This is a genomic window from Pseudomonas sp. CFBP 5748 (genome assembly GCF_053850495.1).
Genome location: NZ_JBSPTN010000002.1, coordinates 80,102 through 107,070, shown reverse-complemented (window position 1 = coordinate 107,070; position 26,969 = coordinate 80,102). Strand labels below are relative to the sequence as shown.

Genomic DNA, 26,969 nt, shown 5'->3' with positions numbered 1-26,969 from the left:
CATATCAAATGAGCCTGTTTTTAGGATTTAACACCGTTATTCGGCAGTCGTAGCGTCCCATAAACGTCGTGAAAAAAAGATCAACGCTCAATCGCCTGCGCCAAGTGTCGCCGTCAAGACGAGGTCGTGGGTGATGGCGGATCGAGCTGGCGACCCAACTCACAAATCAGCAGCGTCAGGGAGTCGGCGTTTCGAAGTATGACGTCGATGCGTTTGTCCGGTAAGTCTGGATCCAGGAAGGCATCACGCGCTTCGTCCAGAGTCCTGGCGCCGGTCATTTTCAGGATTTCCTTCACGGTGTCCTTATACCGGCCGAAAAGATCCAGGCTTCTCGGCGCATCGTCCTCGATATCCCATGCCGTAAACAATCGGGCTCTTGGCGTGGTCAACGAAAGCACATTGGTTTGTTGATTTTTTAACGCGTTGTATCTCCGTCGGCCTTCGTGAGTCGCCTGGGAAATCAGATCCGGGAAGGGCAGTGCGGCTTCCAGATAAACGATATCGATGGTGTTGAAAAGCTGATGGGAAATTTCGTGGATAAGGGTTGCGCCCTGGGCATGAGCATCGACGTTAAAGGAGTTTGGTACCGCTTCTTTGTACCAATCCATCCCCGTATCAAAGAAAAGGTCGGTGAGATAAATGGTTCCGGTTGCTTCTGGTTCCAGTACAAACGCAACCAGGTCATCGTTTGCTTGGCTGAGGGAGCCAATCACGACGCGCTTGGGGTTCTGCGAGTCCCAGGAGGGATCAGCCAACGCCCGGCATATCGGTGAGATCGCGGTGTGTATCTTTTGGATAAGACTGACATCGACTTTTTTGACCCCGAAAAATGGCTTGAGAAAAGTATCCACTCGAGAGCCTGAAGGGATCCGTCGTTTGATTAGCGCGAGGTTATGCAGGGCATTCAACGAGTAGTACCGCGCCGTTTCCAGGGCCTGCACGATCGCGTTTGCGCGGTGAGGATACTTTCTGCGTATTTCAGCCATGCCCCGCGCTTCGATATTCATTGACAACGAAGCCTTGTAGTCACTGTAAGAGTTGGCCAGTGTCGACATCACCTTGCCGTAGCGAATGCCATGGCGTTGTGGGTCAATCGTCCATTGTGGGCTGCCAGGCGATTGTTTCAGTATCGGGCCTTCTCCGTTCTCATGGACAACGCGCCAGGCCTGATTGGTTTTCGCCACCTGAAAGACTTTGCCGGCAACGTGGGCGTAGAGCTTGCCGGACGCTATCGATTTGTAGGTCCCCTCGGCTGGGTTTCTCTGAAGATCCTGGAGGCTGATGTCGGTGGCTTCGAAAGCCTGCAGGTTGGTGCGCCTCGGGGCCGTGGAGGCAATCTCTTTCCAATGGGCCGGGGTTGCCACCGGGCTGTTTTGCGAGCCAGGACCTACCGGGGCGAGCAGGCCGAAGGTGTCGTCGGGATTCAGCGATCCCAGCGAGGCCATCTCGACGGCACCGGCGATGAAATCGTGCAAGCCGGCTTTCCAGTCATGCACCCGCAGGGATTCGGCAGAGGCCTTGAAGTCCTGATAGCTTTCCCACAGCGTTTCGATAAACGTCAGTTTGCCCGGCAACTGCCTACCCACCAGCTTGACGCCAGCGCTGAACAGATGCCGAACCGTTTCCCAGTCGAACTGGCGTTTTTTGTTTGTTTGGGTGGTCAGCATGTCGGACAGCAACGTTGTGTTGTCGTCGAACAGCGTGTCGAGCAGGTTGGTCTTGATAGGATTGGAGGCCAGGGTGATTTCCGAGAGAGCCCCGGCCGTGGCGGCGAACAGGTTTTTGAATGTGGCTTGCTGGCTCTCGGGCAGTCGGCGAATCAGTAAATCCTGGAGCGCTCCCGGCGCATTGAATGCCGCTATCACGCTCGCTTCATCCTTGAACTCGGTGAAGTTCTGGCCGGCATGGTAGGGCGCATACAGCACATGGGGTGCCTTGGCGTCGGCGCTCGACCCGATCAGGTAAAGTCCCAGTGCTTTGACCGCAGCCGTGCCCCCGGTTTTAATCAGCTCCAGTGGACGAATCCACGCGCTGGCGCCTTCCACCGCTTGGCGAGCGATGGCATCCGGCATGTCCAGCACTTGGCGAATCAAGTCGAACGCCGTCGGTGAAAGATGCTGTTGCAGGTGCCGTGCATGAGCCTGCTGCAACAATTGCCAGGGTATTTGCCGGCGGAACCGCTGCTTCCTTTGCTGGACGTCGGCGGCGGTCCCGGAAAGCTTGTCCAGTACGTGTTTTTTATAAACGCTGGGGATATCCAATGACAGCAGCATTTGCCTGACAGCCGCCTCGTTCAAGCTGTCCGGCAACTTCTGCCGGGAGGTGGAGGACACCTTGAAGCCGGTCATCTGGGTGACCTCGATATGATTCAGGGCAAAATCGGTCAAGGTGCATGCTGGGCCCGCCAGCGCCAGGTTCGGTGTGATCAGCAGGGTGGCGGGGTCGAGGCTTTTGTCGGCAAAGCGCGCGTCCAGTAGCGCTTTCAGTTTTTTACTCACATAGGCGTGCAGGGGCTCGACACCGTCGAGGTAATCTTTGCCATCGACCACGCTGTTTCGATATTGCTCAACCAGGTCAATGTGCAGGCGTTGATCTTCCACAGAGGCCGTGCCGAGCCAGGCGGGAAGTTTCTGTTGCCACCTGATGGCCTCGGCGATACGGCCGGCGCGTTTGAGATTGGTCGGTGCGCCTTCCTGGCGTATCGCCTCACGGCTTTTGACCAAGGCAGGCCCGGTCAGTTGCCAATCCCCGGCTTTCAACGTGCTCAAATAACCGTACTCGGCCTCGAAGTGTTTGATGAACGAACTCATCCGATTGAGCAGCACATTGTCTTCGATCAGTTCAAACGCCTCGAGCTGATAACGTCCATGGGGTTTGCGTTGAGCGGGCGTGAGGTTTGCCAGCCATCCAAAGCGCTTTTGTCCGTCGAGCAGGTGGCGGTTCAATTGCGTCGTGGCCAGCTCGACGGAGCTGAACACCTGCAAGCCATCGGCGGGCGTCCAGAGAATGCCCAGGCCCGAATATGGCGTATCCAACCCTCCGCGTTCAGTCAGTAAAAAACAATTGGCGAGGGGCAGGGAAAGCGTTTCACCTTCTGCGGTGTACGCCAGTCGCAATGAATAGACATCCGGTCGAAAGCCCTTCACCCCTATGCGTTGCTTGCGCTGCGGGTATTCGGGGTCGAAGGCAAACACGCTGCTGATGAGGTCGTGCGCGGCAGGGGGCAGTGTGCCATTGAGTTCCCTGAGCTCGGCCTCTGCCCGGATCCCCAGGGAAAAAACATTGGTCAATTGAGGCAGCAGGCCCCTCAGTTCGTTGCGCAGCAAGATTTCGTTGGACAGCGGCAGCTGTTTGAACAGGGTATTGAACGCGTCTTCGACACTGGCATAGCTCTTGACCTTGCGCTCCAAGGTGTCGGCCAAGTAGTTGGACGGTCGCATCTCTCCGTAAAAGGCCGGTTGCGTACCCCAGTGGCCAGCGGTTTTCTGCTTCAACAGGCTTTGGTTGATCAGGGCCCGGATGTCCAGGGCCTTGTCGATGAGCGTGTGGATGTCCACATCGCCCTGGCGGGACATCTCCAGTGCGTAATGAAGGTTCTCCAGTTGCTTGCCGATGATCGCGTTAGCCAACGACTCGGAGACTGGCAGGTTCAGCGACTTGCCCGACACTTGTGGCTCGTCAAAGCGCAGGAACCGGTTGCGCTCCTCCAGGCTCAGAAGGCTATAGAGCTCTTCCTTGCGCACCGTACTGGTGGGGGTGCTGAGCAGCGCATCCTTGAAGCCCAGGTAGTTGGCCACTTTCTGCAGGCCATGGCTGGGGGTATAGAGGTAGTGGTGGCGGCCGCTGATCATCAAGGAACCTGCGAGCTCCACGTAGAGCGGCTCATATTCCCAAAGACGAACCGTTTCGATAAACAGCAGCGCCTCATCCGCGCGCGACGGCCTGAACAGTCGAAGCAGTTCCCGGCTGTGTGCATCGGTCAGTTGCCTTTTCTCCCGCTGGATCAGGATCGTGGATTGCAGCGAATCCTTGATGATCTGGGCCAGGAAATCCCGGCGTGAAGTATGGAAGGGGCCCGTGGCGTCCCAATAGGTATTGATGCGGTGGCTGAGTTTGGGAATCAGGTTCCTGGCCGTGACCCTCAAGATGCTTTCCCACTGCCGGGTATTCTGGGGGGACGCGGTTATCCCAGGGTGAGTGAAGTCGACGTCATGCCCGCGAGGTCGTCCCTGATTGTGGAAGTAGAGCAGGACCGCGTCGCTCAGTGACAGGCTCTTGGTTACCTGGTTTGCCTGCGGATCACCCGTACTCAGTGTCACTCTGGCCTGTTTATGATCGAAGTTCGACAGCACCTCATTCAACACCTCGTCGAGCATTGAAGTCAGCGAGGGTAATTTGATCAGCTCATTCACCATTGCCAGGGCGTTGAGGTCTTGTGCGTGCTCAATGGATTCGACCTGGGTTTTGAACACGTCACCGTTGATGATCTGCCGGCTTTGGGTAAGGGTGGCTGCGCTGTTCAGTTCGGCGCGCTGGGCAATCGACAGGAGTTGAAACAGGTCGTCACGCTCTGTCGGGTGCGCCATCATTTCGTCTATCCGCCTGGCGAGAGCGTCCGGGCTGTCGAACTTTTTGATTCCACCCAGCGGCGTGTAAAGGAACGCAGGCTTGGGGGCTGACGCCTTGGTGCCTGACAAGGCGCTGAGGGTAAAGCAGCCTGCCAGCGGGATGGGAGCCTTACCCTCGGCGTGCAACAGAATTGTTTCGGCGGACATCGCCGGTGTCTGCGCGACGCGTAGCATGTGGTTGGCCAGGGAAGTGTGGTGCAGCCAGTCGAGGTCGGCCTGGGTCAAGTCATTGGCGGCGGTCAACTCGTCCAGGCGCTTGGCGTCCAGCACTTGGGCAAAGAAAAGTGGCATGGTCTCAGTGGTCATCGTTGCTTCTCGATCAAGGCGCCGCATGGCGGCACATCGGTGGATGAAGCGGTCAGACTAGAGAGCGATGAATGAGCAAAGGTGGTACATAGTTACCGCACGAAAGTCTTCAGACCTGTCAGGCTCTCTGTGTGGGAGCCGAGCTTGTTCGCGATGACCATATGACTGAGGGACCGCTATCGCGAGCACGCTTTGCTCCCACGGCGAAGCAGTGTTTAATCACCGGGCTGGTCCTACGCTGTTGCTACCTCCAACAATCACTCTGGAGCTTCAGATGTCTGCGCTATCCGATCGTGCTGGTTCCACCCTGTCCTTTGATGCGTTGGTGAGTTTGCTGGAGAAGATTTTCCTGCGCCATGGCACGTCGGCCGAAGTCGCCCGGACCCTGGCCGAAAACTGTGCCGGCGCCGAACGCGACGGTGCCCATAGCCATGGGGTGTTTCGCATTCCGGGCTATGTTTCGACACTTAACAGCGGTTGGGTCAACGGTAAGGCCGTGCCAGCGGTCGAAGACGTCGCATCGGGTTTTGTCGCGGTTGACGCCGCAAACGGGTTTGCCCAGCCAGCCCTGGCGGCAGCGCGCCCATTGCTGGTGGCTAAGGCCCGCAGCGCCGGGATTGCGGTCCTGGCGATTCGTAACTCCCATCACTTCGCCGCCCTGTGGCCGGATGTCGAGCCGTTTGCCTACGAAGGCCTGGTGGCGTTGAGCGTGGTCAACAGCATGACCTGCGTGGTGCCCCACGGCGCCGACCGTCCGCTGTTCGGCACCAATCCGATCGCCTTCGCCGCGCCCCGGGCCGACGGCGAGCCGATAGTCTTCGACCTGGCCACCAGCGCCATCGCCCATGGCGACGTGCAGATTGCCGCCCGCAAAGGCGAGCTGTTGCCGCCAGGCATGGGCGTGGACAGCCTCGGCCAACCGACCTGCGATCCGAAAGCGATTCTCGAAGGCGGGGCACTCCTGCCGTTTGGCGGACACAAGGGCTCGGCGTTGTCGATGATGGTCGAGTTGCTGGCGGCGGCCCTGACCGGGGGGAATTTTTCGTTCGAGTTCGACTGGAGCAATCATCCCGGCGCCAAGACGCCATGGACCGGCCAATTACTGATCGTCATCGACCCGAGCAAGGCCGCCGGCCAGAACTTCGCCGAGCGCAGCCAGGAGCTGGTGAGGCAAATGCATGCCGTGGGGCTACGGCGGCTGCCGGGGGATCGTCGGCATCGCGAGCGCAGCAAATCCAATGAGCGGGGGATTGTGTTGGAGGAGCAGACGTTGGCGCAGTTGCGCGAGTTGGCGGGGCAGTAAGCAATTGTATTTTTGTGGCGAGGGAGCGTGCTCCCGCTGCGCTGCGAAGCAGCCCTCGCTTTTTTGCGGTTGTTTCACAACCGAGCGGGAGCAAGCTCCCTCGCCACGGATAACCGTCCTTCTGGGTGCTGCTTAACGCCGTCCGAGCAACAAACCCACCACCAGCCCGAATCCGGCGGAAATCGCCACGGTTTGCCATGGATGACCGCCAATATAAACTTCCGTGGCATCGACCATCGGCCGGGTGCGCTCCCGGGCGCTGGTGACCGAATCCAGGGCCTGTTGCAGTTTCTGGGAGATCTGGCCCCGCAGGTCTTCGGCGTCCTCGCCGACCAGTGACGCGCTGCTCTTGAGCAGTTTTTCCGATTCCTCAATCAGTGCCTTCAGTTCGCTGAAGGCTTGATCCTTGATTTGCTCTCCGTTTTGCACGGTGGTTTTACGAGCCATTGAGGTACTCCTTGGTGATGATGGCAGTGAACAATGGAGTGTTGCGTTCGGGCAAAAGTTGCAGGGCGTGACGCTGGCAGCATACCCCTGAACAAATCGTGGTTAAGACGTTTCTCTGCAAGGTGTAAGATGGCGCCTATTTACGCAACAGGTAATTCCCATGAGTTTCAATCTGGCTGACAAGCCCCTGGCCGAGCGTGCGGCGCTGGAAGACGAAAAATCCCGACTCTTTGAGCTGTGGCAAAACAATTTGGGCAAGGCCAAGGGCGACGCTGCCCGGCTGTTTGGCGAGCGCTCCAAGCGCAAGGGCAAGTGGTCTGAGTGGGTGCGCTCGGAACTGGACGGCATGTCGCCGCCGGAATACGCCAACATGGTGCGCAGTGAAGTCAATCGCCTGATGGCCGCCAACAAGTAAACCCTACGTGAAGGTTGCGACAATCGCCTCGCGAACCTTGACCATCGCGGGATCCATTTGCGTGGGGGTTCGCCAGCCCAGTTCGATCGGGTAGTGCGGCAAGGCGAGGGGGCAGGGCAGCACTTCCAGGCCGCTGAGGGATGCGATGGCCCGGGCGGCATGGGCCGGAATGGTTGCCACCGCCTGGCTGCCCTTGAGCAGGAATGGCAGCGCGGCAAAGTGGGTGGTCGAGGCGCACACCCGCCGGCTCAGACCGAGCCCGGCCAGCCCTTCGTCGGTGATGCCGATAAAACCACCCGACGACACCAGCACATGTTCACGGGCCACGAACGCTTCCAGGGAGAGGGTGTGCTGGCCCTCCGTCAGGCTGGCCGGGTCCACCAGGCAGGCGTAGTCGCCTTCGCCCAATACCTGGCGGCTGAGCAAGCGCTGGGCGAAACCTCCCGCCGTGATCGCCAGGTCGAGGTTGCGCTCCATCAGGGCCTGGCCGACGATCTGGCTGTGGGTCTGGCGAAAAATCAAGCGTAACCCCGGCGCACGTTGTGCCACTTCCTCAATCAGACGTCGCCCGTGGGCAATTTCGAAATCGTCGGACAGCCCGACGATGACCGAGCGGCCTTGGTAATGGCTGACATGGGGATCGACCATTGCCAGGCTCTGGCGGCATTTGTCCAGTGCTTCGCTGATCACCGGCTTCAACTGATTGGCCCGCAGTGTCGGCGCCAGGCCGCGCCCGGTGCGCACGAATAATTGATCACCATACAGGTTTCGAAGCCTGCGCAGGGCTGCGCTGATGGCCGACTGGGTTACGCCCAGGCGCAACGCGGCGCGGCTGGCGCTGGATTCGTCATGCAGGGCTTCGAAGGTCTTGAGCAGATTGAGGTCGACATTGGCGATATTCATAAGGCTCATATCATTTAGCAGCATTCTGGGCTTTATTCATGATCGGCCGACACCTGAGAATCAGCAACACCTGATGACCACGGAGTTGAAAGCCATGCCCAAATCCATTGTCGCTGCCCTGCAGATCGGTTCGTTGCCCGGCGGCAAGGACGAGACCCTGGCGCAGATCCTTTCCTATGAAAACGCCATCCGCCAGGCCGGCGCCCGTTTGGTGGTAATGCCCGAAGCCTTACTGGGGGGCTATCCCAAGGGCGAGGGGTTCGGGACTCAACTGGGTTACCGACTGCCCGAGGGGCGCGAGACGTTTGCCCGTTATTTTGCCAATGCCATTGACGTGCCTGGCGCCGAAACCGAGGCGCTGGCCGGACTTTCGGCCCGGACCGGGGCCAGCCTGGTGCTCGGCGTCATCGAGCGTGCCGGCAGCACCTTGTACTGCACGGCGCTGTACTTCGAGCCCGAGGCCGGCTTGGTGGCCAAGCACCGCAAGCTGATGCCCACCGGCACCGAGCGGCTGATCTGGGGCAAGGGCGACGGTTCGACCTTGCCGGTGATCGACAGCCAGGTCGGTCGTTTGGGCGCTGCAGTGTGTTGGGAAAACATGATGCCGTTGTTGCGCACCGCGATGTACGCCAAAGGCGTTGAGGTCTGGTGTGCGCCGACGGTGGATGAGCGAGAGATGTGGCAGGTGACCATGCGCCACATCGCCCACGAAGGCCGTTGCTTTGTGGTCAGTGCCTGCCAGGTCCAGGCCTCGCCACAGGCATTGGGCATCGACGTCGCCCATTGGCCGGCCGAGCGACCGTTGATTGCCGGTGGTAGCGTGATTATCGGGCCCATGGGCGACGTATTGGCTGGGCCACTGAAAGACACGGCCGGGTTGCTCACCGCTGAAATCGATACCGATGAACTGGTGCGGGCGCGCTACGACTATGACGTGGTCGGGCATTACGCCAGGCCGGATGTGTTCGAACTGGTGGTGGACGAGCGGGCCAAGCCCGGCGTGCGGTTTACCGCCTGATCACCAGGTGGCCGCGGAGCCCGGTAAGTCGAGGGTGCCGCGGTCGACGAAGCGCATGGTGCCGAACACGCCGCCGGCGAGTTTGCCCTTGAGCACATAGGGCAGGTTATTCAGGCTTTGGGTCTGGCTCAGGCCCAAGGTCTGACGCAGCACGGAAAACGCCGAAATGCTCACCGGCACGCTCAGCACCGCTTCGGAAAAGCGTGGAATGGAACCGGCCTGGTCACTGACGCCCGATGCCAGCGTACGACCGTTGACCTCCAGGTCCAGGGCCACGCCGTTGTAGTCGATCGCGGTTTCGTTGGGGTTCTGCAAGCGCAGCTTCACGGCAAAGCGCATCTCCAGCTCCTGGCTGGGCAGTGGTTCGATGCCGACCACGTTGATATTCAACGGATCCCGGTGCGGGAAAAGGGCGCAGGCGCTCAGGCTGAGCAGTATCAGGAAAAGGGATAAGCCGAGGATTCTGCGCATGGATAAACTCTCAAGAGATGGAGAAAAACTCGGAAAACTGCGGGGTACGATAACCCACCGCGTTCTCAAGGCAACCGTAAGCCCCTGTGGCGTGGGAGCAAGCTCCCTCGCCACAAAAGCGGGCTACACCCAGGTTACGCCCTTGAGTAAATGGCTCCTGACAGTTTCTGACAGCGGCCTCTGCTAATCTGCGTCAACTTTTTCCTTCCGGATCGCCATCGTGTCGCGTACCACTCGGCTGCTCACTTTGCTGCAAGTCTTGCGGGGCAAGCGCTGCCCGGTCACCGCCGCGACATTGGCGGTCGAGCTGAAGGTGTCCGAGCGCACCTTGTACCGCGACATCGCCGAACTCACCGCCCTCGGTGCGCCGATCCAGGGTGAGGCGGGCATCGGCTATGTGTTGCGCAGTGGCCTGTTCCTGCCGCCGTTGATGTTCACTGCCGACGAAATCGAGGCCATTGTATTGGGCTTGCGCTACGTCGATCAGCGTGGCGACGAAGTGTTGGGCAAGGCCGCCGCCGATGCGCTGGCCAAAGTCGCGGCGGTGCTGGCCCCTGACGTGCGGGACGCCTTGCGCAACCCGACGGTGCTGCCCGGTCCGCCTGGCTATGGCTATCCGCAGAATACGGTGGAGCTGAATGTCTATCGCCAAGCCATTCGCACGCAAGCCAAGTTGCAGATCGATTACGCCGACGTGAATAAAACTCCGAGCCAGCGCTTGATCTGGCCACTGGCCCTGGGCTTTTTCAATGAGGCGCGGGTGGTGGTGGCCTGGTGTGAATTGCGCGGTGCCTATCGGACCTTTCGCACCGACCGGATTGCCTCTGCCAGCGAGCAGGAGGAGCGGTATCCCGGCCGGCGCAGTGACTGGTTGCGTGCCTGGTTCAAGTTGATGGAACTGGATGAAACCGGGCGCTTCACTCCTGACAAAAACTGACACAAGGCTGTTCTAGCATGGAGCCAGATCGATAAAACAAGGAGCCCCACCATGTCCAATCCCGTCTCTTCCCTGGCCCCGGCCATCGCCGGCTACATTGCGGCCGCCAATGCCCGTGACAGTTCGGCGGTGACGCGTTTCTTCGCCGAGGATGCCAACGTATTCGATGAAGGCCAGCACCGTGTTGGCGCCCAGGCCATCGCCCAATGGATGGAAGACACTGCCCAGCGCTTCCAGCCCAGGGTGCAAGTGCTCAATGTGCAGCAGCGCACCGGCAAAGTGCTGGTGCATAACCTGATCTCGGGCACCTTTCCCGGCAGCCCGCTGGAGTTGCGCTATACCTTCCGGCTTGATGAGCAGGGCAAGATCAGTCGGTTGGATATCTCGGTTTAGCGTTCTGCACTTTGTCAGGTGAGCACTGTTGTGGCGAGGGAGCAAGCTCCCTCGCCACAGGGTTTTGTATTGTTTCATGGAGCCGGCGTGATCGCTGATCCTGCCAACATGGCATACTCCCCACCTTCATTTCCCGGACCTGGGCCGTATGACTTTCGACTCCCCCTTGAGTGCCTGGCAGCATGCCATTGAACACCACGGTTTTGTCCAGGATGAAGCCCAGGAGTTGGCCATCATGGCCCTGGAGCAATGCCACAAGGCGTTGCACGAGGGCCGTAAGTCGATCAAGGGCGTTTATCTCTGGGGGCCGGTGGGGCGCGGCAAGACTTGGCTGATGGACCGTTTCTACGACAGCCTCAAGGTGCCAGCCCGCCGTCAGCACTTCCACCACTTCATGGCCTGGGTGCATCAGCGCTCATTCCAGCTCACCGGTACGGCGGACCCTTTGCAGGCCCTGGCCCGGGAGTTGAGCGCAGAAGTGCGGGTGCTGTGTTTCGACGAATTGTTTGTCAGCGACATCGGCGACGCCATCATCCTCGGTCGGCTGTTCCAAGTGATGTTCGAGCAGGGCATGGTGGTGGTGAGCACCTCCAACCTGCCGCCGGAGGAGCTCTACGCCAATGGCCATAACCGCGAACGGTTCCTGCCGACCATCACCGCCATCAAGCAACACATGCAGGTCGTGCCGGTCAATGGATGGCAAGACCACCGCCAGCATCCGGGCCAGTTGCAGCAGCGTTATTGGCTGCGCGACCCCGGACAGCCCGAGCCGTTGAGCGATATCTTCGACCAGTTGACGGCAGGGCAGAGGCTGAGTCATGAACCGATTGCAGTCGGCCATCGTCAGGTAGAACCGGTCCAGGCCAGTGACACGGTGCTCTGGAGCCGTTACCCGGATCTCTGTGAACAACCGTTCTCGGCGCTGGATTTCATGGCCCTGTGCGATCGTTTCAACGTCATCCTGCTCAGTGATGTGCCGTGCCTGAGCGGCGAACAGCGCGAGGGGCGGATTGCCCGTGGCACGGAAGACGGTGTCGAGCGGGTTGTGGCCGGTGATCGCGAACTGCCACAATTGTCGGTGCATGATGACGGCGTACGGCGTTTCATCGCCCTGGTCGACGAATGTTATGACCGTAAGGTGCCGCTGTACCTTTCGGCCCAGGTGCCGATGGATCAGTTGTACACCGAGGGCTATCTGCAATTTCCGTTTCGCCGTACGCTCAGTCGCCTTCAGGAAATGCAAATGCAACGTTTTGGTCAGCCCGCCTGACTGTATCCCGCCGCCGGATCGAGCCGCCGGTACTACCGAAGTGAGATGGTAATGATCATGGAAGAAGCCAAGGACATTCTTGTATTGCAAGCGAGCTATACCAACCCGGTTCACGCTGAAGCAATCTGCCACGTGCTCAATGGTTATGCAGAGGATCCCATGGGAGGCGGCCACTCGCTGCCCGCCGAAGTGCTGCTGCACCTGCCCGAGGAACTGGCCAAGCGCCCCCATGCGTTCAGCGTGCTGGCTTTCGTCAATGGCGAACCGGCGGGGCTGGTCAACTGTTTCGAAGGTTTTTCAACCTTCGCCTGTCGACCTTTGGTGAATATCCACGACGTGGCGGTGATGAAAGAGTTTCGCGGGCTCGGGCTGAGCCAGAAAATGCTGCAGAAGGTCGAGGACATCGCCCGCCAGCGCGGTTGCTGCAAGATCACCCTGGAGGTGCTTGAGGGGAATGCCGTGGCCCAGGGTAGCTATGCCAAGTTCGGCTTTGCTGCTGGGATGTTTGACCCGGCCCATGGGCGTATGTTGTTTTGGATAAAGCCGTTGTGAAGGCTTTATGTTGGGTACATATCCATTTTCGCGGTAACGGCGGCTGACGGTTCTGTTCTTGCAGCGGGTCACTTTTGGATGAGCCGGAATGCCGCACCCGCCAAAAGTGACCAAAAGCTTCTGCACAAGCGGGAGCACGATGTAGCCGGACCACCGCCATCGCGAGCAGGCTCGCCCCCACATGGGGCTGCGGGTGTTCTCAGCATCTGGACACGACGCAAAAACCTTCCTCAAAAAAACGGCGCTTCCCCAATGTGAGAAGCGCCGTTTTCCTTAAGTAAACAGCACAGCCTGTAAAAGCAGGCCTCGCAGGTTCCGGTTATTTCTGCACAACCTCAGCCCGCGGCGCCTTGGGCTTCATCAAGCTGAAGTCGATCAGCCCTTTATGCTGACTTTCGTAAGGATTGCCGATCAACAGCGGCCGGGCCTTGAAGTCATCGCTGACCAGGCTCTTGCTGCGGTCCAGTTCATCGAAGCTCAAGCCGGCCATGTCTGCCCAGGTGTGAATCAGGTGAGAGCTGCTGTAGGGCCGGGACAGGTCGCCGGCAAAGCTCCAGTCATGGCTTTCGCGCCACTTGGGCGATGCCCAGGCCATGAACGGAATGGTGTACATCGGCGCGGTCGGTTTGGCTTCGTTGCGGCCCAGGGTGTTATGGCCCTGCGAATCGAACACGTCTTCACCATGGTCCGACAGGTACAGCAGGAAGCCGTTGGGGTCGGTCTTGGCGTAGTCCTTGATCAGGCTGGATACCACAAAATCGTTGTACAGCACTGCGTTATCGTAACTGTTGTAGGTCGGGACCTGATCGTCACTTACGCCGGCGGGCACGCCTTGGCGGTCGGTGAATTTGTTGAAGGTCGGCGGATAGCGGTACTGATAGCTCATGTGGGTGCCGAGCAGATGCACCACGATCAGCTTGCGCGGTGCGCTATCGGTCAAGGCCTTGTTGAAGGGCTCGATCACGTCGCCATCGTACTGCGCGGCGTTCTGGTTGCGGTTGTTGTTCAGGTATACCTGCTCATCGGCCTGTTGGGAGAAGGTCGTGAGCATGGTGTTGCGCTTGGTCATGGTCTGCTGGTTAGTGATCCAGAAGGTCTTGTAGCCGGCCTGCTTCATCATGCTTACCAGCGATGGCGTGCTCAGGTACAGGTCCGGGTTCTCCTCGTCAGCGAACGTCAGCACCTGCTGCAGTGCTTCGATGGTGTAGGGGCGTGGGGTGATGACGTTGTCGAAAACCGAAAGCTGGTCCTTGAGCTTGTCCAGCTCCGGCGTGGTTTCCCGTGGGTAGCCATAGAGGCTCATGCGCTGGCGGTTGGTCGATTCGCCGATGACCAGCACCAGCGTTGCCGGCTGGTTGGTCACGGTGTCCTTGAGGTTGCTCAGGGGCTTGATCTTGCTGGCGCTGTGCAGCATGCCTTGCATGTTTTCCAGCTGTTCGCCGTAGCGACGATAGGCCACCAGCATCTGCCACGGCACGGCGGGCTCGATGCGATCTTCGAGTTTCTCCAGGCCCTTGGCGAAGTTGCCGGCTCGCAAGGTCTGCTTGACCAGTGGATAACCGACCACGGCCACGACGATCACGGCCGCGGCCACCCAGGCTTGGCCCCGAGGCAAGTACACAGGGCGCAGACGGGTCCAGAGCCAGTAACCGACGGCGGTGTGGGCCAAGAAGGCCGCGACCATCCACCAGGCAAAATACTGGGTCATGTACTCGCCGGCTTCAGACACGTTCGATTCGAACATGATGAAGATGACGCTCTGGGAAAACTCCTGTTGGTAAATGAAGAAATAACCCAGGCTGGCCATGGAGCAAGCCCACAGCACCACGCCGATCAAGGCGGCGAGCACGCGCGTGCGGGCGGGGAAGAGCAGCATAGGCGCCAACCACAGCGCACTCATCACGAACGCTTGGCGAAACCCGGTGAAACCGGAAGTGTCGCTCAGCAGAATGAGCAGTTGGGTGATGCCCGAGAAATACCAGAAGAACAGAAAAAGCCAGCCGAATCCGGCCCAGTCGAAACCTTTCGCAGTCGTTTTGCTGCGTTTGAACAAGCTCATCAAGCGCTCCAGCCGTTATCGACGAAGCCGTCGGCACCGGATTGGTGACCGTAGGCATACGCCGAGCAACCCTAAAAGGCCGGGAGTATCGCGGTAAGGGTGTGAAAAGTTTGTGATTTTTTTGGATACAAAATGCTGGCGCGGGCGCGAATGCACCAGAGGGATTTATCTGTGGCGAGGGGATTTATCCCCGTTGAGTTGCGCAGCAACCCTACTAGGGTAGGTACTTGGCCAGCCCGGCAGGCCGCGCACGCAGGTTCGGGACCGCTACGCGGTCCAGCGGGGATAAATCCCCTCGCCACACGTGCACATGGCAGGCTTACATGGAAGTGACACTGGCCTGGCCAGTGTCACGCGCTGGCGCTGTGCCTCTGGGACGCTTACCGAGCCACAGACTGGCTTTGGTGGGGTAGCTGGGAGTGCTGCAACTGCATGCGCAACTGCATCACTTCATCGAGCAGCAGATCACGCTCTTCTTTGAGTAGGCGCAATTCGTCGCGACGAATGGTCACGTAAAGGGTTTGGGGAGGACGTGTGGTAACGACAGGGCCCATTGCTCACCTCGCAAATGGCTACATCAACTATAGAGATGCCGCCAGCTTTTGGTCGACACCTCTACTATCGGCGCCGATTCTGATTTCTTTTGCTTGTGATTGGAACTTTTTTATTTTTCATGGTCGCTGTGTCTTCGGCCGGATCTGGAGCGTTATCCCTTGTGATCGCTCGAATTACCCGGAAACTATGCAGCAATGCTCTGGACTAACCTCCACTAGTCGATAGCGTTTCATCTTTGACACACCTTTATTTGTAGTAGGGAGCATCAGCACATGCAACTCGGGATTATTGGACTGGGCCGCATGGGCGGCAATATTGCGCGGCGCCTGATGCTCAATGGGCACACCACTGTCGTCTACGACCGCAATGCCGCTTTTGTCGAAAACCTGCGCCAGGAGGGCGCGATGGGCGTCGCGGACCTGCCGGCACTGGTCGCCGGCCTGGAAAAACCACGGGCAGTCTGGGTCATGCTACCGGCCGGCGCACCCACCGAAGACACCATCAACGTCCTCAGCGAACTGCTAGAGGCGGGCGATGTGATCATTGACGGCGGTAACACGTACTACAAGGACGACGTCCGTCGCGCCCAAACCCTGTCGGAGAAGGGCTTGAACTACATCGACGTCGGCACCTCCGGTGGCGTCTGGGGCCTGGAGCGCGGTTACTGCATGATGATTGGCGGTGACGCCGATGTGGTGAGGCGCCTGGATCCGCTGTTCGATAGCCTGGCCCCAGGCATGGGCGATATCCCGCGCACCCGTGACCGCAAGTCTGACGATGACCGCGCCGAACGCGGCTACATCCACACGGGCCCAGCGGGTTCGGGGCATTTCGTGAAGATGATCCACAATGGCATCGAATACGGAATGATGCAGGCCTTCGCCGAGGGTTTTGACATTCTCAAGACCAAATCCAGCGAAAGCCTGCCAGCGGAACAGCGTTTCGACCTGAACGTGGCCGATATTGCCGAGGTCTGGCGGCGTGGCAGCGTGGTTTCGTCCTGGTTGCTGGACTTGACCGCCGACGCGTTGGCCAATGATCCGCAACTCGACGGGTTTTCCGGCGAAGTCGCTGACAGCGGGGAAGGGCGCTGGACCATCGAGGCGGCCATCGAACAAGCGGTGCCGGTCCCGGTGCTGTCCAGCTCGCTGTTTGCCCGTTTCCGTTCCCGTCAGCAAAGCACGTACGGCGACAAGATGCTCTCGGCCATGCGCTTCGGCTTTGGCGGTCACGTGGAGACACCGAAAAAATGACCTCGATCGGCAGCAAATCCAAGGCAGAACCCGCGCCGCCGACCACGTTGTTTCTGTTCGGTGCCCATGGTGACCTGGTCAAGCGCCTGCTGATGCCGGCGCTTTACCATCTCGGTCGTGACGGTCTGCTGGGCGATGGGCTGCGGATCATTGGCGTCGACCACAACGCCATCAGCGATGTGGACTTCGCCAAGAAACTCGAGAACTTCATCCGTAGCGAGGCGGCGAACAAGGGCGGCGACCCCGACCGGGCGCTCGACCCGCAACTGTGGGCCAAGTTGGCCAGGGGCATCAGTTACGTTCAGGGTGATTTTCTCGATGACAGCACCTACCAGGCGCTGGCGGCGAAAATCGCCGCCAGCGGCACCGGCAATGCGGTTTTCTACCTGGCGACCGCGCCGCGCTTTTTCAGTGAAGTGGTCAGCCGCCTTGGTGCGGCCGGGTTGCTTCAGGAGCAGGAGGATGCTTTCCGCCGCGTGGTGATCGAAAAGCCGTTCGGCTCCGACCTGCAAACCGCCGAGGCACTGAATGCCTGCCTGCTCAAGGTCATGGGCGAGAAGCAGATCTATCGGATCGACCATTACCTGGGCAAGGAAACGGTGCAGAACATTCTGGTCAGCCGTTTCTCCAACAGCTTGTTCGAGGCGTTCTGGAACAACCACTACATCGACCACGTACAAATCACCGCCGCCGAGACCGTCGGCGTGGAGACCCGTGGCAGTTTTTATGAACACACCGGCGCCCTGCGGGACATGGTGCCCAACCATCTGTTTCAACTGCTCGCCATGGTGGCGATGGAGCCGCCGGCGGCATTTGGCGCAGACGCGGTACGTGGGGAAAAGGCCAAGGTGGTGGGGGCGATCCGACCCTGGTCGGTGGAACAGGCCCGCGCCAACTCGATACGCGGTCAGTACAGTGCCGGTGAGGTCGCGGGCAAGCCGGTCAACGGCTATCGCCAGGAAGCCAACGTGGCTGTCGACAGCAGCACCGAAACCTATGTCGCCCTCAAGGTCATGATCGATAACTGGCGCTGGGTGGGCGTGCCGTTCTACCTGCGCACCGGCAAGCGCATGAGCGTGCGGGACACGGAAATCGTCATCTGCTTCAAGCCGGCGCCTTACGCGCAGTTCCGTGATACCGAAGTCGACGAACTGCAACCTACGTACCTGAGAATCCAGATTCAGCCCAATGAAGGCATGTGGTTCGACCTGCTGGCCAAACGGCCGGGGCCGGCACTCGACATGGCGAACATTGAATTGGGCTTCGCCTACAAGGATTTTTTCGAAATGCAGCCATCCACCGGCTATGAAACCCTGATCTACGATTGCCTGACGGGTGATCAGACGCTGTTCCAGCGTGCCGACAACATTGAGAACGGTTGGCGTGCGGTGCAGCCGTTCCTTGACGCCTGGAAGCAGGACGAAACGATCCAGCCTTACAAGGCCGGTGAAGACGGGCCTTCGGCCGCCGATGATCTGCTGACACGCGACGGTCGCGTCTGGCACAGCCTCGGATGAGTGATCAGGTGAAACAACCCATCCGCTTTTTGCTCAGTGACATGGACGGCACATTGCTGCTGCCCGACCATAGTCTCAACCAACGTACCATCGAAGCCGTTCGCGCCTTGCGCGAGGCCGGTGTGCTGTTCAGTCTCGCCACTGGGCGGCCGCCCCGGGCGATGTTGCAACAGATCGAGGCCCTTGGCGTCGACCTGCCCACCGCTGCGTTCAATGGCGGCACCCTGGTTCATCCGGACGGCAGTTTCCTCGCCGTGCATTACCTGCCACCTGAGGCGGCCCTGACCACCCTGGCGCTGTACGCCGATCAGCCCGGCATCGAGGTCTGGGTATTTGCCGATGGCGACTGGCTGGTGCGTGACGCCAACGGGCCGATGGTGCCGGTGGAAACCCGCGGTCTGGGTTATCCGCCGGTACAGGTCGACAGCTTCGAACCCTACCTGGAACGTATCGACAAGATCGTCGCCACCAGCGCCAATACGGAGCTGTTGGTTGAGCTGGAAGGCCGGCTGCATCCGCTGCTCAAGGGCCAGGCCCAGGTGTCGCGTTCGCAACCGATCTATCTGGACGTCACGGCGATGAAAGCCAACAAGGGCGAAGCGCTGGCAACCCTGGCGGCGTTTCTGGACGTGCCGTTGGAGCAGACCGCTGCGATGGGGGATGGTGGCAACGACCCGGCGATGTTTCATCGTGCGGGTTTGTCGATCGCCATGGGGCAGGCGGAGGAGACGATCAAGCGTCAGGCCGATGTCATTACCGCCGCCGTTGTCGACGACGGCGCGGCACTGGCGATCGAGCGGTACATCCTGCCTCGATAGCGACCTTTTTAAGGGCTCCTGTGGGAGCAAGCTTGCTCGCTCCCACAGGCGTGTGGTTTACAACCAATAAGTCACTGCATACCAGCCCAAGCCACCCATCACCACGGTGTAGGGCAAGGCCATCCAGACCATCCGGCCATAGGACAGGCGAATCAGCGGTGCAATCGCCGAGGTCAGCAGGAACAGGAAAGCGGCCTGCCCGTTGGGTGTGGCGACGCTGGGCAGGTTGGTGCCGGTATTGATGGCCACTGCCAGGGTCTCGAACTGCTCACGGCTCATGTGGCCGGAGACGAAGGCCTGCTTCACTTCGGTAATGTAGATGGTCGCCACGAACACGTTGTCGCTGATGGCCGACAGCAGGCCGTTGGCAATGAACAGCATGCCCGGCTGTTGATCGGCGGGCAGGGCGAGCACCCATTGAATCAGCGGCGTGAACAAATGCTGGTCATGAATAACCGCGACCACGGCAAAGAACACCACCAGCAATGCGGTGAATGGCATCGCTTCCTTGAAGGCATTGCCGACACGGTGTTCATCGGTAATTCCGGTAAACGCGGTGATCAGCACAATCACCATCAACCCTATCAAGCCGACTTCGGCAATATGCAAAGCCAGGCCGGCGATCAGAATCAGCGCCGCGATGCCTTGTACTATCAGGGCCGCTCGCTGACGAGGGGTGCGCTGCTGATTGTCCTGTTCAGCAAAATTCGCCAGCACCGAGCGTACGTTATCGGGGAGCAGGACGCCGTAGTTGAACCAGCGCAGCTTCTCCAATGCCACACAGGTCACCAGGCCGGCGAACAGCACCGGCAGCGAAACGGGTGCGACTTTCAGAAAGAACTCTACAAAATGCCAGCCCATCTCATGGCCGATCAGCAGGTTCTGCGGCTCGCCCACCAGCGTACACACGCCGCCCAGGGCCGTGCCCACGGCACCGTGCATCAACAGGCTGCGCAGGAATGCACGGAATTGCTCAAGGTCTTGATGGTGCAATGACGGCAGGTCGTGGTCCTCATCAATGTTGCTGTCCTGACGGGGGTCGTTGCCTGAGGCCACGCGGTGATACACAGCATAAAAGCCAACGGCGGCGCTGATGATCACCGCCGTGACAGTCAGTGCATCAAGGAACGCCGACAGGAATGCCGAGAGAAAGCAGAACATCAAGGACAACATTGCCTTTGACCGCACGCCCAGCAACAGGCGTGAGAATAAAAACAGCAGCAAGTCCTTCATGAAGTAAATCCCGGCCACCATAAACATCAACAGCAAAAGCACCGGAAAATTGTGCACCAACTCATCGTACAGCGCTTTGGGCGTGGTCATGCCCAGTGCCACCGCTTGAATGACTAACAGCCCGCCGGGCATCAGCGGATAGCATTTAAGAGCCATGGCGAGGGTAAAAATGAACTCGACTACCAACATCCAGCCGGCAATGACCGGGCCAAGGGTCCACAGCACCACGGCATTGAGTATCAGGAAGGTGATAATGCACGCCTTGTACCAACGCGGTGAGTGCCCAAGAAAGTTGTGCGCGAACGCTTGAGCCATTGAACCGGACATCGGCTGCTCCTTTTAATTAGAAGCGCGCAACTTGCCGTAAGAAATGCGGAATATCAAGCGTAGGAATTGATATAACTCATCCGGGACCGTCCGGCTCAGGCCCAATACCGCGCCACCACCGCTCGATAAATGCCGTGAAGCGAATATCCCCCCACCAGGATTTTCCCGTCAGCCTGCACTGCGACGCAGGTGGCGGTGTCCAGGCTGTAGCCCAGTCGCGTACGGACCCAGCCTTTGCCCTGGCCGAAATCCGGATCGAGGCTGGCATCCGGCAAATGCCGGGCAAGCACGAAATCGGCATCGATTCCGCCGATAGTGGCGCCGACGGTCACCAGTTTTCCGTCCGGTTGAACCTCGGCGGCAGTCCACTGGCTGGGATTGCGTCCGATTTTCAGAAGTCGACATTGGCCCTGGTTGCAGTGGCGGTCTGGCTTGCCATCCGGGCGCACTTTAAGGGACAGGCTATGCATCGGATCGCGGCTGCTGCCGAATGCCTGCAAATCACCGTTTTCATGTTGAACGATCTGGCTGATCATCACGCTGTGATCCTGGGCCATGATGGACATGAAGCCGCCGTCGCCGAAGCTATCATCCAGTTTGCCGCTGGGGTCATAGCGAGCTAACAAGCCTTGCTGGGGCAAGTCGATGGCGCCGCCAACCACAATGTTGCCGTCGGCCTGGAGCGCCAGGCAACCCAGCCAGGTGTTTTTCAATAAGCGCCGGACCATCACAAAACCGCGACCGTTGAACGAGGTATCCAGTGTGGCGTCCGGCAGGAGCCGGATCAGCACGCCGACATGGTCGGACAATTGGTAATGATGGTTGGCCAGCAGGAGAATTCGTCCATCGGCCTGCACTTGCATGTCGCAGGCTTCGAGGCCGGGAACGCCGGGTGGGAGCCAGGGATCGCGCAGGCCTTGGGAGAGATCGCCGCTGAGCCGGATGACCTGCCGTCCGGCGTTGCCGAAGCGTTGGACGAGGCGGCCCTGTTGATCGAACAGCGCCAGGGCGGGAAGGGTACGGTCGGCGTTTTCGTAGTGCAGGCCTGACAACAGGATATGTCCGTCGGGCAACTCAATCACTTTGCCAGCGGTCGCTTCGAAGTCGTGTTCAAAAGAGCCGATGATGCAGCCGCGGGTTCCGAAACCTGGATCGGTCGAACCGTCATGGTTGAGCCGCGCCAGTCCGAACCGGCTGCCGTGGGCGGTCTCGATCCTGGCCGCAACCAGGATCCGCCCGACGTGATCGATGGTCACCCCGGTGGTCAGGCTTGAAATACTATCGGTGAAATGAACCCAGGCTTTGCCAGTAGTGGCAAAGCCTGGGTCGAGTTGCCCGGCGTGAGCCGCAGCCGTCGGAAGCGCAAACGCGGATTGATCGAGCATGCATGCCTCTCCTTGCGCGTCGACCAGCCCGGAAGGGGCGCGACGACTGCATGAGGGCAACATTCAACCCCTGAACGTGACAGCGCACAACTGTCAGATTCTACAGATACAGGGGCGATTCGTGCCATAACAATGGCTTTACGACCCAGTACCTAGCCTGCAATCAATAATAGGCTTTAGCGACGTGTTATTCAGGCATGGACCAGGATTGCAGTGTGTAACCTTCCTCGCTCAATTCGGCACGGGCCTGTTTCAACAGGTTGGCCAGTTGGGCTGGGTCGGTATAAGCGCTGCTTGGGATCTGAGTGCGACCAATATGAGTATTGGTGCGGTCGATGACGGTCAGACTCAGTTCGCCGTTACCGTCTTGTGGAGCCCAGGCCACGCACTGGAAAGGACGGAATGCGCGGTCGGCAATCAAAAGAGCTTCGTTGATACGGAGCGGGGCGTTCATGGCATTTTCTCTTAAGTGTGCCCAATCAAATGATCTGCCGTCGGTTGGGCGTACCGTGCGGCGGGTTACTTGTACTGATGTCCGCAACAGGGGGGCAGGTCACACAATCTTTAAATAAATTTCGACTTTCTTTCAGACAAGGCTTTTGGGCTTTTGTTTGAAAGCTGCATGAAAGATTCAGACGTGGGCAACTAACGAAGGCTTGCTTATAACCGCTTTGTGGCGATTTCGATAATCAATTGATACAAGGGCGTGTCAACTTCTTGCTACTGTTACATGCAGGTTTGCCAAACGACTGTTTTTACTAATATTTCTTAATTTTGGCGCCAAGGATCAGTCATGATCGAAGCCATCACGTCGCGTCGTCTACTTGTGGTTGATCCTTGCGATGATTGTCATCGCCTGTTGCCAGGTCTGCGCAGCATCGGCTGGGACGTCGCCAGCTGTTCACTCGAACATGCTGGCGATCGCACCTGCGATGTCGGGCTTTTGCGCTTGCAGCCTTTTCACCTGGAGCGCCCGGAAGCGGTCAAGGAGTTGATCAGTCGCAGCGGTACCGAGTGGATCGCTGTGCTCAGCCAGGAAGTGCTGCGTTTACAAAATGTGGGTGATTTTGTCTGTGAGTGGTTTTTCGACTTCCATACCTTGCCATTTGATGTCTCCCGGGTTCAGGTGACACTGGGGCGGGCGTTTGGCATGGCGCGTCTGCGAGGGCAGGGTTCGGTTCACATTGATCAGCCCGAACATGAGCTACTGGGCGACAGCAAGCCCATACGCGAGCTGCGTAAGTTGTTGAGCAAACTGGCGCCCGCCGAGTCGCCGGTGTTGATTCGGGGTGAGAGCGGCACCGGCAAGGAACTGGTCGCACGCACGTTGCATTGCCAGTCTCACCGCCGCAATAAACCCTTCATCGCGATCAACTGCGGCGCCATTCCGGAGCACCTGATCCAGTCCGAGTTGTTCGGCCATGAGAAGGGGGCCTTCACGGGGGCTCACCAACGCAAGGTCGGGCGGATCGAGGCGGCCCATGGTGGCACGCTGTTCCTGGATGAAATTGGTGACTTGCCGTTGGAATTGCAGGCCAACCTGCTGCGTTTTCTGCAGGAGAAACACATTGAACGGGTCGGCGGCAGCCAGCCGATTGCGGTCGATGTGCGGGTCTTGGCGGCCACCCACGTCGACCTTGAGGCGGCCATTGAGCACAAGCGTTTTCGCGAGGATCTGTACTACCGCTTGAACGTGTTGCAGGTGGTGATGGCGCCGTTGCGTGAACGCCATGGCGACCTGGCGATGCTGGCCAGTCACTTTTCCCATTTCTATAGCCAGGAAACCGGCCGCCGGCCCCGTAGCTTCAGCGAAGATGCGCTGGTGGCGATGGGCATGCATGACTGGCCGGGCAATGTGCGGGAGCTGGCCAACCGTGTCCGTCGTGGGCTCGTGCTGGCGGAGGGGCGGCAGATCGAGGCCCGCGACCTTGGCCTGGCCAGCCATCAGGGTGTCGTTGCACCGATGGGCACCCTGGAGGATTACAAGACCCGCGCCGAGCGCCAGGCACTGAGCGATGTGCTCAACCGCCACAGCGATAACCTGAGCGTGGCGGCCAGGGTGCTGGGCGTGTCCCGGCCGACTTTCTATCGGTTGCTGCACAAGCATCAAATCCGTTAGAGCTTCCAACACAAAACCCCTTGTCGGAGCGGGCTTGCTCGCGAAGGCGGTATGTCAGTGAGATTGATTAATCTGACACCATGCCTTCGCGAGCAAGCTCGCTCCCACAAGGGATGCGCTTAAAGCAATTCTCTGCGCTAGAAGTAATACGGAAACTTCAGGCTAAAGGTGAAGTCCGGCGCGTCGTCGGTCAGCCCGATGGACAGGTTGGGCACGATGGTCAGGTTGTCGCTGGCCGCCACGGTCATGCCGATGTTGAAGTAGCCGGCGTTGGCGTCGCTGGAGACCACCGATTCCCAATCCCCGCCGTCCTGCTTGAGCTTGCTTTTCTTTTGTATGAGGTCAGAAACCGAGAACGACATGCTCATCTTCTCGTTCAAGGCAAAGGCGATGCCGGCGCCGATCTGGAAGCTGTCGCCGATCCGCACCTTGCCCGGGACCTTCTGGTTGACGGTTGAACTGATGTCGTCGAACGACTCTTCCAGGTTGTGGGTGTAGGACAGGGTGCCGAACAGCACGGCCGGGTCGAAGGTCTTGACCAGGGAGATCCCGGGGGTGATCGACCAGACGCCGTTGCCGGTGGGCAGGTCTTCAGGCACGAACAGGTTGGTGTTGGCCGGGGACTGGCGCAGCTTGATGCCGAACGGATCCTTGCCCGTTGGCGCCTTGACGCGCAGGGTAACCACTGCGTCCGGGGTGTTGATCGATTCGTCCATGAACTTGTAGGCGACGCCGAAGTTGACGTCGCCAATGGTGGGATCGCGCGTCACGGTTTCTTCGCTGGTGACGCTGCCTGCTCCTCCACTCGCACCCCCCGACTGATAGGTGGACTCGCGATAGACCACTGGCACGTTGAGGTCGAACTGCCAGCGATTGTCGAAGTTATAGCGACCGGTGAGGTCCAGCGTCCAGGTGTCGGCCTTGATCCGGTCCAGGTTGATGTTGCCCAGGAAAATCGAATCCAGGGCCAGGAAGCCGTTGAGGATCAGTTGCCGCGTGTCGTAGCGTGAATAGGTCACGCCGGTTTCGAAGCTGAATTTACCGCCGCCAAAGAAGCCACTGGCTTCGTCATACAGGTTGGAGACACTTTGGGCCGGTTGCGAATCATCGGCCAGGGATTGCCCGTAGCCGCTGCCGCCGGCCGTGGCCCCGCTGCCAGCTGCGGTCTGGTTGCCTTTCATGTCGGCCGGGGATTTGGCCAGGCGCTTGGGCGGTGGGGCGGCGGGTTGGTCCTCCACTTGGCGAACCCGCTGTTCGAGCACCGCCAGGGCCTTTTGCTGGACCTCGTATCGTTGCTTGAGCTCGAGAAGTTCCTGTTTCAGGGCCTCGATGTCCGCGTCCGGTGCCGCTTGCAACACGGTCGCCGGGAACAACGTGCTTAAACACATGACAGCGCGCAACGATACGGATCGATACATGAAATATGCCGTCCTTATTTGCCCAATGGTCGCAGATCAGCGTAGCTCAATAACCGAGGTTACGAAGGCCGCGTAGTTGGGTCAGGTTGCAGTCCAGAGCCCCGGCACTGGGGCCATTATTGTTCAGCACCACATTGAGCTGCGTCATGTTGTTGACCAGGTTGCTGTTGCCCAGCAGGCGGGTGTTCTGCAGCAAGCCGCCTTGGGCCACTTGTTGCAGGGTGCTGCCCTGGTTGTGGTTGGCCTGGATAGCCATTTGCACACCGCTGCCGGTGGCAGTGACCGCGACGCTGCCGGCGGCGTTGCTGCCGCTGATGGTCTGGCCCTTGGTCAGCAACTGCCCTTGGGACGGTGCCAGTGCGGGCGCGTGGCTGCTCTCCTTCACGTTGATGGTGACGTTGTTGTAGGCGCTGTTGCCATCGCCGGCGGCGCGTACACTCTGGGTTACGCCCTGGCTGCTGCCCAGGCCGGCACCACCGGCGATCGTGCCGCTGCCCTGTTCCGGGGCGCTGCCGTTGCCGGTTTGCTGGATGGTCGAGACGTAGAATTGCGGTTTGACGGTGGCGGCCTGGATCTGCATGGAACTGCTGGCGCCGATCAGATCGCCGCTGGCGTTGCGCCAGGTACTGCTCATGACGATGCCGAAGCTGATGACGCGGCCGGGCATGACATAACGACCGCGTAGCTCGGCAAGCTCCTGGTCCTTGACTTCGATGGGTTTGAATCCGGCATGGGCATAGCCCGAGGCGGTCGCGGCCAGGCAGGCCAGCGACAGCCAGTGTGAAGTTTTCATGTGTTGCTCCCGGAGCTTCCTGCCCCTTTTGTACTTATTGGCGTTGGCAGTTTGTCGGCGATTAAAAGAAGTCGCTCTGTATGAAGCCGAAATCCATCAGTTCTGCATCCTTGACCGGGTTGAAACCGTCCAGCTTGTTACGTGCCGTCAGCGGTTGCGGAGGGCTGCGCAACGCATTGGTCTTGTCATAACCCGGACCGACGATGGCAAAGACGATGCCATTCCAGCCTTTGACGAACTCATCATGGCTGTAGCGCTTGTGCCCCAGCACCGGGTCGCCGATGTAGACCCATTGCTTATCGGCCCGCTGCAACACCACGAAGTGCTTGTAGCCGCGTATTTCCATCAGGACCACCACCGGAATCGTCACCGCTTCGATCTTCTCGGGCGGTATCCGGTAGCCCCGGGCGCGCATGCCGATGGCTTCCACGTAACGTTTCATGTCCAGCATGGAAAACCCTTGGGTGCGGACCAGGTCATGGTCGGCATTAATCAGCATGCCCTTGATGACGTGTTCTTCATCGACGTCAAGCCAATAGGCCTGGCGCAGCACCGTGGCCAGCGCGGCAGCACCGCAGCTGAAATCGGTTTTCTGCTCGACGATGTCGCTGAACTTGCGCTCGCGTACGCTTTGCACCTGTTTGAAGACCAGCATGCCGCCAGGCAGGGCGGCGACCGGCATTTGCGCAGCTTCAGCCACGCACGCCATGCAAAGCAGCAGGGAAAGGGCAGTGGCACGCATGATCAATACACCTGGTAGAAATCCTGGAAAAAAAAGCCCCCTGCGGGAGCGAGCCCGTGGGAGCAAAGCTTGCTTGCGATAGCGATTTTAAAGCCAGCAGAGGTGCC

Annotated in this window: 24 protein-coding genes; 12 read left to right on the top strand and 12 right to left on the bottom strand. The window is 59.5% G+C overall.

From position 1 onward, the window contains the following. Window positions 1–113: 113 nt before the first annotated feature. Window positions 114–4,472 (bottom strand): dermonecrotic toxin domain-containing protein, encoded by a 4,359-nt coding sequence (locus tag ACWNZ1_RS05130; RefSeq protein ID WP_456027462.1) that lies wholly within the window; start codon window positions 4,470–4,472, stop codon window positions 114–116. Here ACWNZ1_RS05130 and ACWNZ1_RS05125 point away from each other — a divergent pair. Then, a complete protein-coding gene (locus ACWNZ1_RS05125; RefSeq protein ID WP_456027461.1) occupies window positions 4,440–4,679 on the top strand; it encodes a hypothetical protein in 240 nt (79 codons plus the stop codon). The genes ACWNZ1_RS05130 and ACWNZ1_RS05125 overlap by 33 nt on opposite strands. 529 nt (window positions 4,680–5,208) lie before the next feature. Next, entirely contained in the window at window positions 5,209–6,237 is a 1,029-nt protein-coding gene (locus ACWNZ1_RS05120; protein ID WP_280944914.1) for an Ldh family oxidoreductase, read from the top strand. Between the two features lie 132 nt (window positions 6,238–6,369). Here the strand turns inward: ACWNZ1_RS05120 and ACWNZ1_RS05115 are convergent, their stop codons facing one another. Next, window positions 6,370–6,684 (bottom strand): DUF883 family protein, encoded by a 315-nt coding sequence (locus ACWNZ1_RS05115; RefSeq protein WP_135845211.1) that lies wholly within the window; start codon window positions 6,682–6,684, stop codon window positions 6,370–6,372. Between the two features lie 160 nt (window positions 6,685–6,844). Here ACWNZ1_RS05115 and ACWNZ1_RS05110 point away from each other — a divergent pair, with 160 nt between their 5' ends. Continuing rightward, window positions 6,845–7,099 (top strand): hypothetical protein, encoded by a 255-nt coding sequence (locus ACWNZ1_RS05110; protein WP_135845212.1) that lies wholly within the window; start codon window positions 6,845–6,847, stop codon window positions 7,097–7,099. Between the two features lie 3 nt (window positions 7,100–7,102). Here ACWNZ1_RS05110 and ACWNZ1_RS05105 read toward each other — a convergent pair whose 3' ends face one another. Continuing rightward, a complete protein-coding gene (locus tag ACWNZ1_RS05105) occupies window positions 7,103–8,011 on the bottom strand; it encodes a LysR family transcriptional regulator (protein ID WP_178084251.1) in 909 nt (302 codons plus the stop codon). An 85-nt stretch (window positions 8,012–8,096) separates the two neighbouring features. Between ACWNZ1_RS05105 and ACWNZ1_RS05100 the strand changes: the two genes are divergently transcribed. Next, a complete protein-coding gene (locus ACWNZ1_RS05100) occupies window positions 8,097–9,020 on the top strand; it encodes a carbon-nitrogen hydrolase family protein (RefSeq protein WP_280944915.1) in 924 nt (307 codons plus the stop codon). Here ACWNZ1_RS05100 and ACWNZ1_RS05095 read toward each other — a convergent pair whose 3' ends face one another. Next, window positions 9,021–9,491 (bottom strand): LEA type 2 family protein, encoded by a 471-nt coding sequence (locus ACWNZ1_RS05095; RefSeq protein ID WP_265073053.1) that lies wholly within the window; start codon window positions 9,489–9,491, stop codon window positions 9,021–9,023. A gap of 220 nt (window positions 9,492–9,711) precedes the next feature. Here ACWNZ1_RS05095 and ACWNZ1_RS05090 point away from each other — a divergent pair, with 220 nt between their 5' ends. The 4 genes from ACWNZ1_RS05090 to ACWNZ1_RS05075 all read left to right on the top strand — a co-directional run bounded on the left by ACWNZ1_RS05090 (window position 9,712) and on the right by ACWNZ1_RS05075 (window position 12,643). After that, the gene (locus tag ACWNZ1_RS05090; RefSeq protein ID WP_265073054.1) at window positions 9,712–10,428 is read left to right on the top strand and encodes a helix-turn-helix transcriptional regulator; all 717 of its coding nucleotides are present in this window, start codon (window positions 9,712–9,714) and stop codon (window positions 10,426–10,428) included. 51 nt (window positions 10,429–10,479) lie between these two features. Further along, the gene (locus tag ACWNZ1_RS05085) at window positions 10,480–10,821 is read left to right on the top strand and encodes a nuclear transport factor 2 family protein (protein ID WP_135845217.1); all 342 of its coding nucleotides are present in this window, start codon (window positions 10,480–10,482) and stop codon (window positions 10,819–10,821) included. Window positions 10,822–10,969: 148 nt separating this feature from the next. Beyond that, window positions 10,970–12,091, top strand: coding sequence for a cell division protein ZapE (gene zapE / locus ACWNZ1_RS05080; RefSeq protein ID WP_135845218.1), 1,122 nt, complete (start codon window positions 10,970–10,972; stop codon window positions 12,089–12,091). A gap of 57 nt (window positions 12,092–12,148) precedes the next feature. Next, entirely contained in the window at window positions 12,149–12,643 is a 495-nt protein-coding gene (locus ACWNZ1_RS05075) for a GNAT family N-acetyltransferase (protein ID WP_135847984.1), read from the top strand. Between the two features lie 319 nt (window positions 12,644–12,962). On the opposite strand, the gene ACWNZ1_RS05070 is transcribed toward ACWNZ1_RS05075, so the two are convergent. Next, window positions 12,963–14,702, bottom strand: a complete 1,740-nt coding sequence (locus ACWNZ1_RS05070) for a phosphoethanolamine transferase CptA (protein ID WP_135845219.1) — start codon at window positions 14,700–14,702, stop codon at window positions 12,963–12,965. A gap of 380 nt (window positions 14,703–15,082) precedes the next feature. Continuing rightward, complete coding sequence (locus tag ACWNZ1_RS05065; protein ID WP_178084252.1) at window positions 15,083–15,256, bottom strand: DUF6026 family protein; 174 nt, start codon at window positions 15,254–15,256, stop codon at window positions 15,083–15,085. A gap of 249 nt (window positions 15,257–15,505) precedes the next feature. Between ACWNZ1_RS05065 and gnd the strand changes: the two genes are divergently transcribed. Genes gnd through ACWNZ1_RS05050 form a run of 3 tightly spaced genes read left to right on the top strand, consistent with a single transcriptional unit; the run spans window position 15,506 to window position 18,845 of the window. Further along, window positions 15,506–16,510, top strand: a complete 1,005-nt coding sequence (gene gnd / locus ACWNZ1_RS05060; protein ID WP_338051101.1) for a phosphogluconate dehydrogenase (NAD(+)-dependent, decarboxylating) — start codon at window positions 15,506–15,508, stop codon at window positions 16,508–16,510. After that, entirely contained in the window at window positions 16,507–18,027 is a 1,521-nt protein-coding gene (zwf, locus tag ACWNZ1_RS05055) for a glucose-6-phosphate dehydrogenase (RefSeq protein WP_135845221.1), read from the top strand. Before gnd ends, zwf begins: the two co-directional genes overlap by 4 nt. Further along, a complete protein-coding gene (locus ACWNZ1_RS05050) occupies window positions 18,024–18,845 on the top strand; it encodes an HAD family hydrolase (RefSeq protein WP_135845222.1) in 822 nt (273 codons plus the stop codon). Before zwf ends, ACWNZ1_RS05050 begins: the two co-directional genes overlap by 4 nt. A gap of 57 nt (window positions 18,846–18,902) precedes the next feature. On the opposite strand, the gene nhaB is transcribed toward ACWNZ1_RS05050, so the two are convergent. The 3 genes from nhaB to ACWNZ1_RS05035 form a co-directional block, all read right to left on the bottom strand. Beyond that, entirely contained in the window at window positions 18,903–20,405 is a 1,503-nt protein-coding gene (nhaB, locus tag ACWNZ1_RS05045) for a sodium/proton antiporter NhaB (protein WP_135845223.1), read from the bottom strand. Window positions 20,406–20,500: 95 nt separating this feature from the next. After that, window positions 20,501–21,790 carry an NHL repeat-containing protein gene (locus tag ACWNZ1_RS05040; protein WP_265073057.1) on the bottom strand — a complete coding sequence of 430 codons (1,290 nt, stop codon included), beginning with the start codon at window positions 21,788–21,790 and terminating at the stop codon, window positions 20,501–20,503. Between the two features lie 187 nt (window positions 21,791–21,977). Beyond that, window positions 21,978–22,244, bottom strand: coding sequence for a hypothetical protein (locus tag ACWNZ1_RS05035; RefSeq protein ID WP_135845225.1), 267 nt, complete (start codon window positions 22,242–22,244; stop codon window positions 21,978–21,980). Window positions 22,245–22,583: 339 nt separating this feature from the next. Here ACWNZ1_RS05035 and ACWNZ1_RS05030 point away from each other — a divergent pair, with 339 nt between their 5' ends. Further along, on the top strand, window positions 22,584–23,909 hold the full coding sequence (locus ACWNZ1_RS05030; RefSeq protein ID WP_135845226.1) for a sigma-54 dependent transcriptional regulator: 1,326 nt from the start codon (window positions 22,584–22,586) through the stop codon (window positions 23,907–23,909). A 137-nt stretch (window positions 23,910–24,046) separates the two neighbouring features. Here ACWNZ1_RS05030 and ACWNZ1_RS05025 read toward each other — a convergent pair whose 3' ends face one another. From ACWNZ1_RS05025 to ACWNZ1_RS05015, 3 genes are all read right to left on the bottom strand, one after another. Next, complete coding sequence (locus ACWNZ1_RS05025) at window positions 24,047–25,327, bottom strand: transporter (RefSeq protein ID WP_135845227.1); 1,281 nt, start codon at window positions 25,325–25,327, stop codon at window positions 24,047–24,049. Window positions 25,328–25,373: 46 nt separating this feature from the next. Continuing rightward, entirely contained in the window at window positions 25,374–26,120 is a 747-nt protein-coding gene (locus ACWNZ1_RS05020) for a hypothetical protein (RefSeq protein WP_135845228.1), read from the bottom strand. Window positions 26,121–26,181: 61 nt separating this feature from the next. Next, complete coding sequence (locus tag ACWNZ1_RS05015; protein WP_135845229.1) at window positions 26,182–26,862, bottom strand: C39 family peptidase; 681 nt, start codon at window positions 26,860–26,862, stop codon at window positions 26,182–26,184. Between the last annotated feature and the right edge of the window lie 107 nt (window positions 26,863–26,969).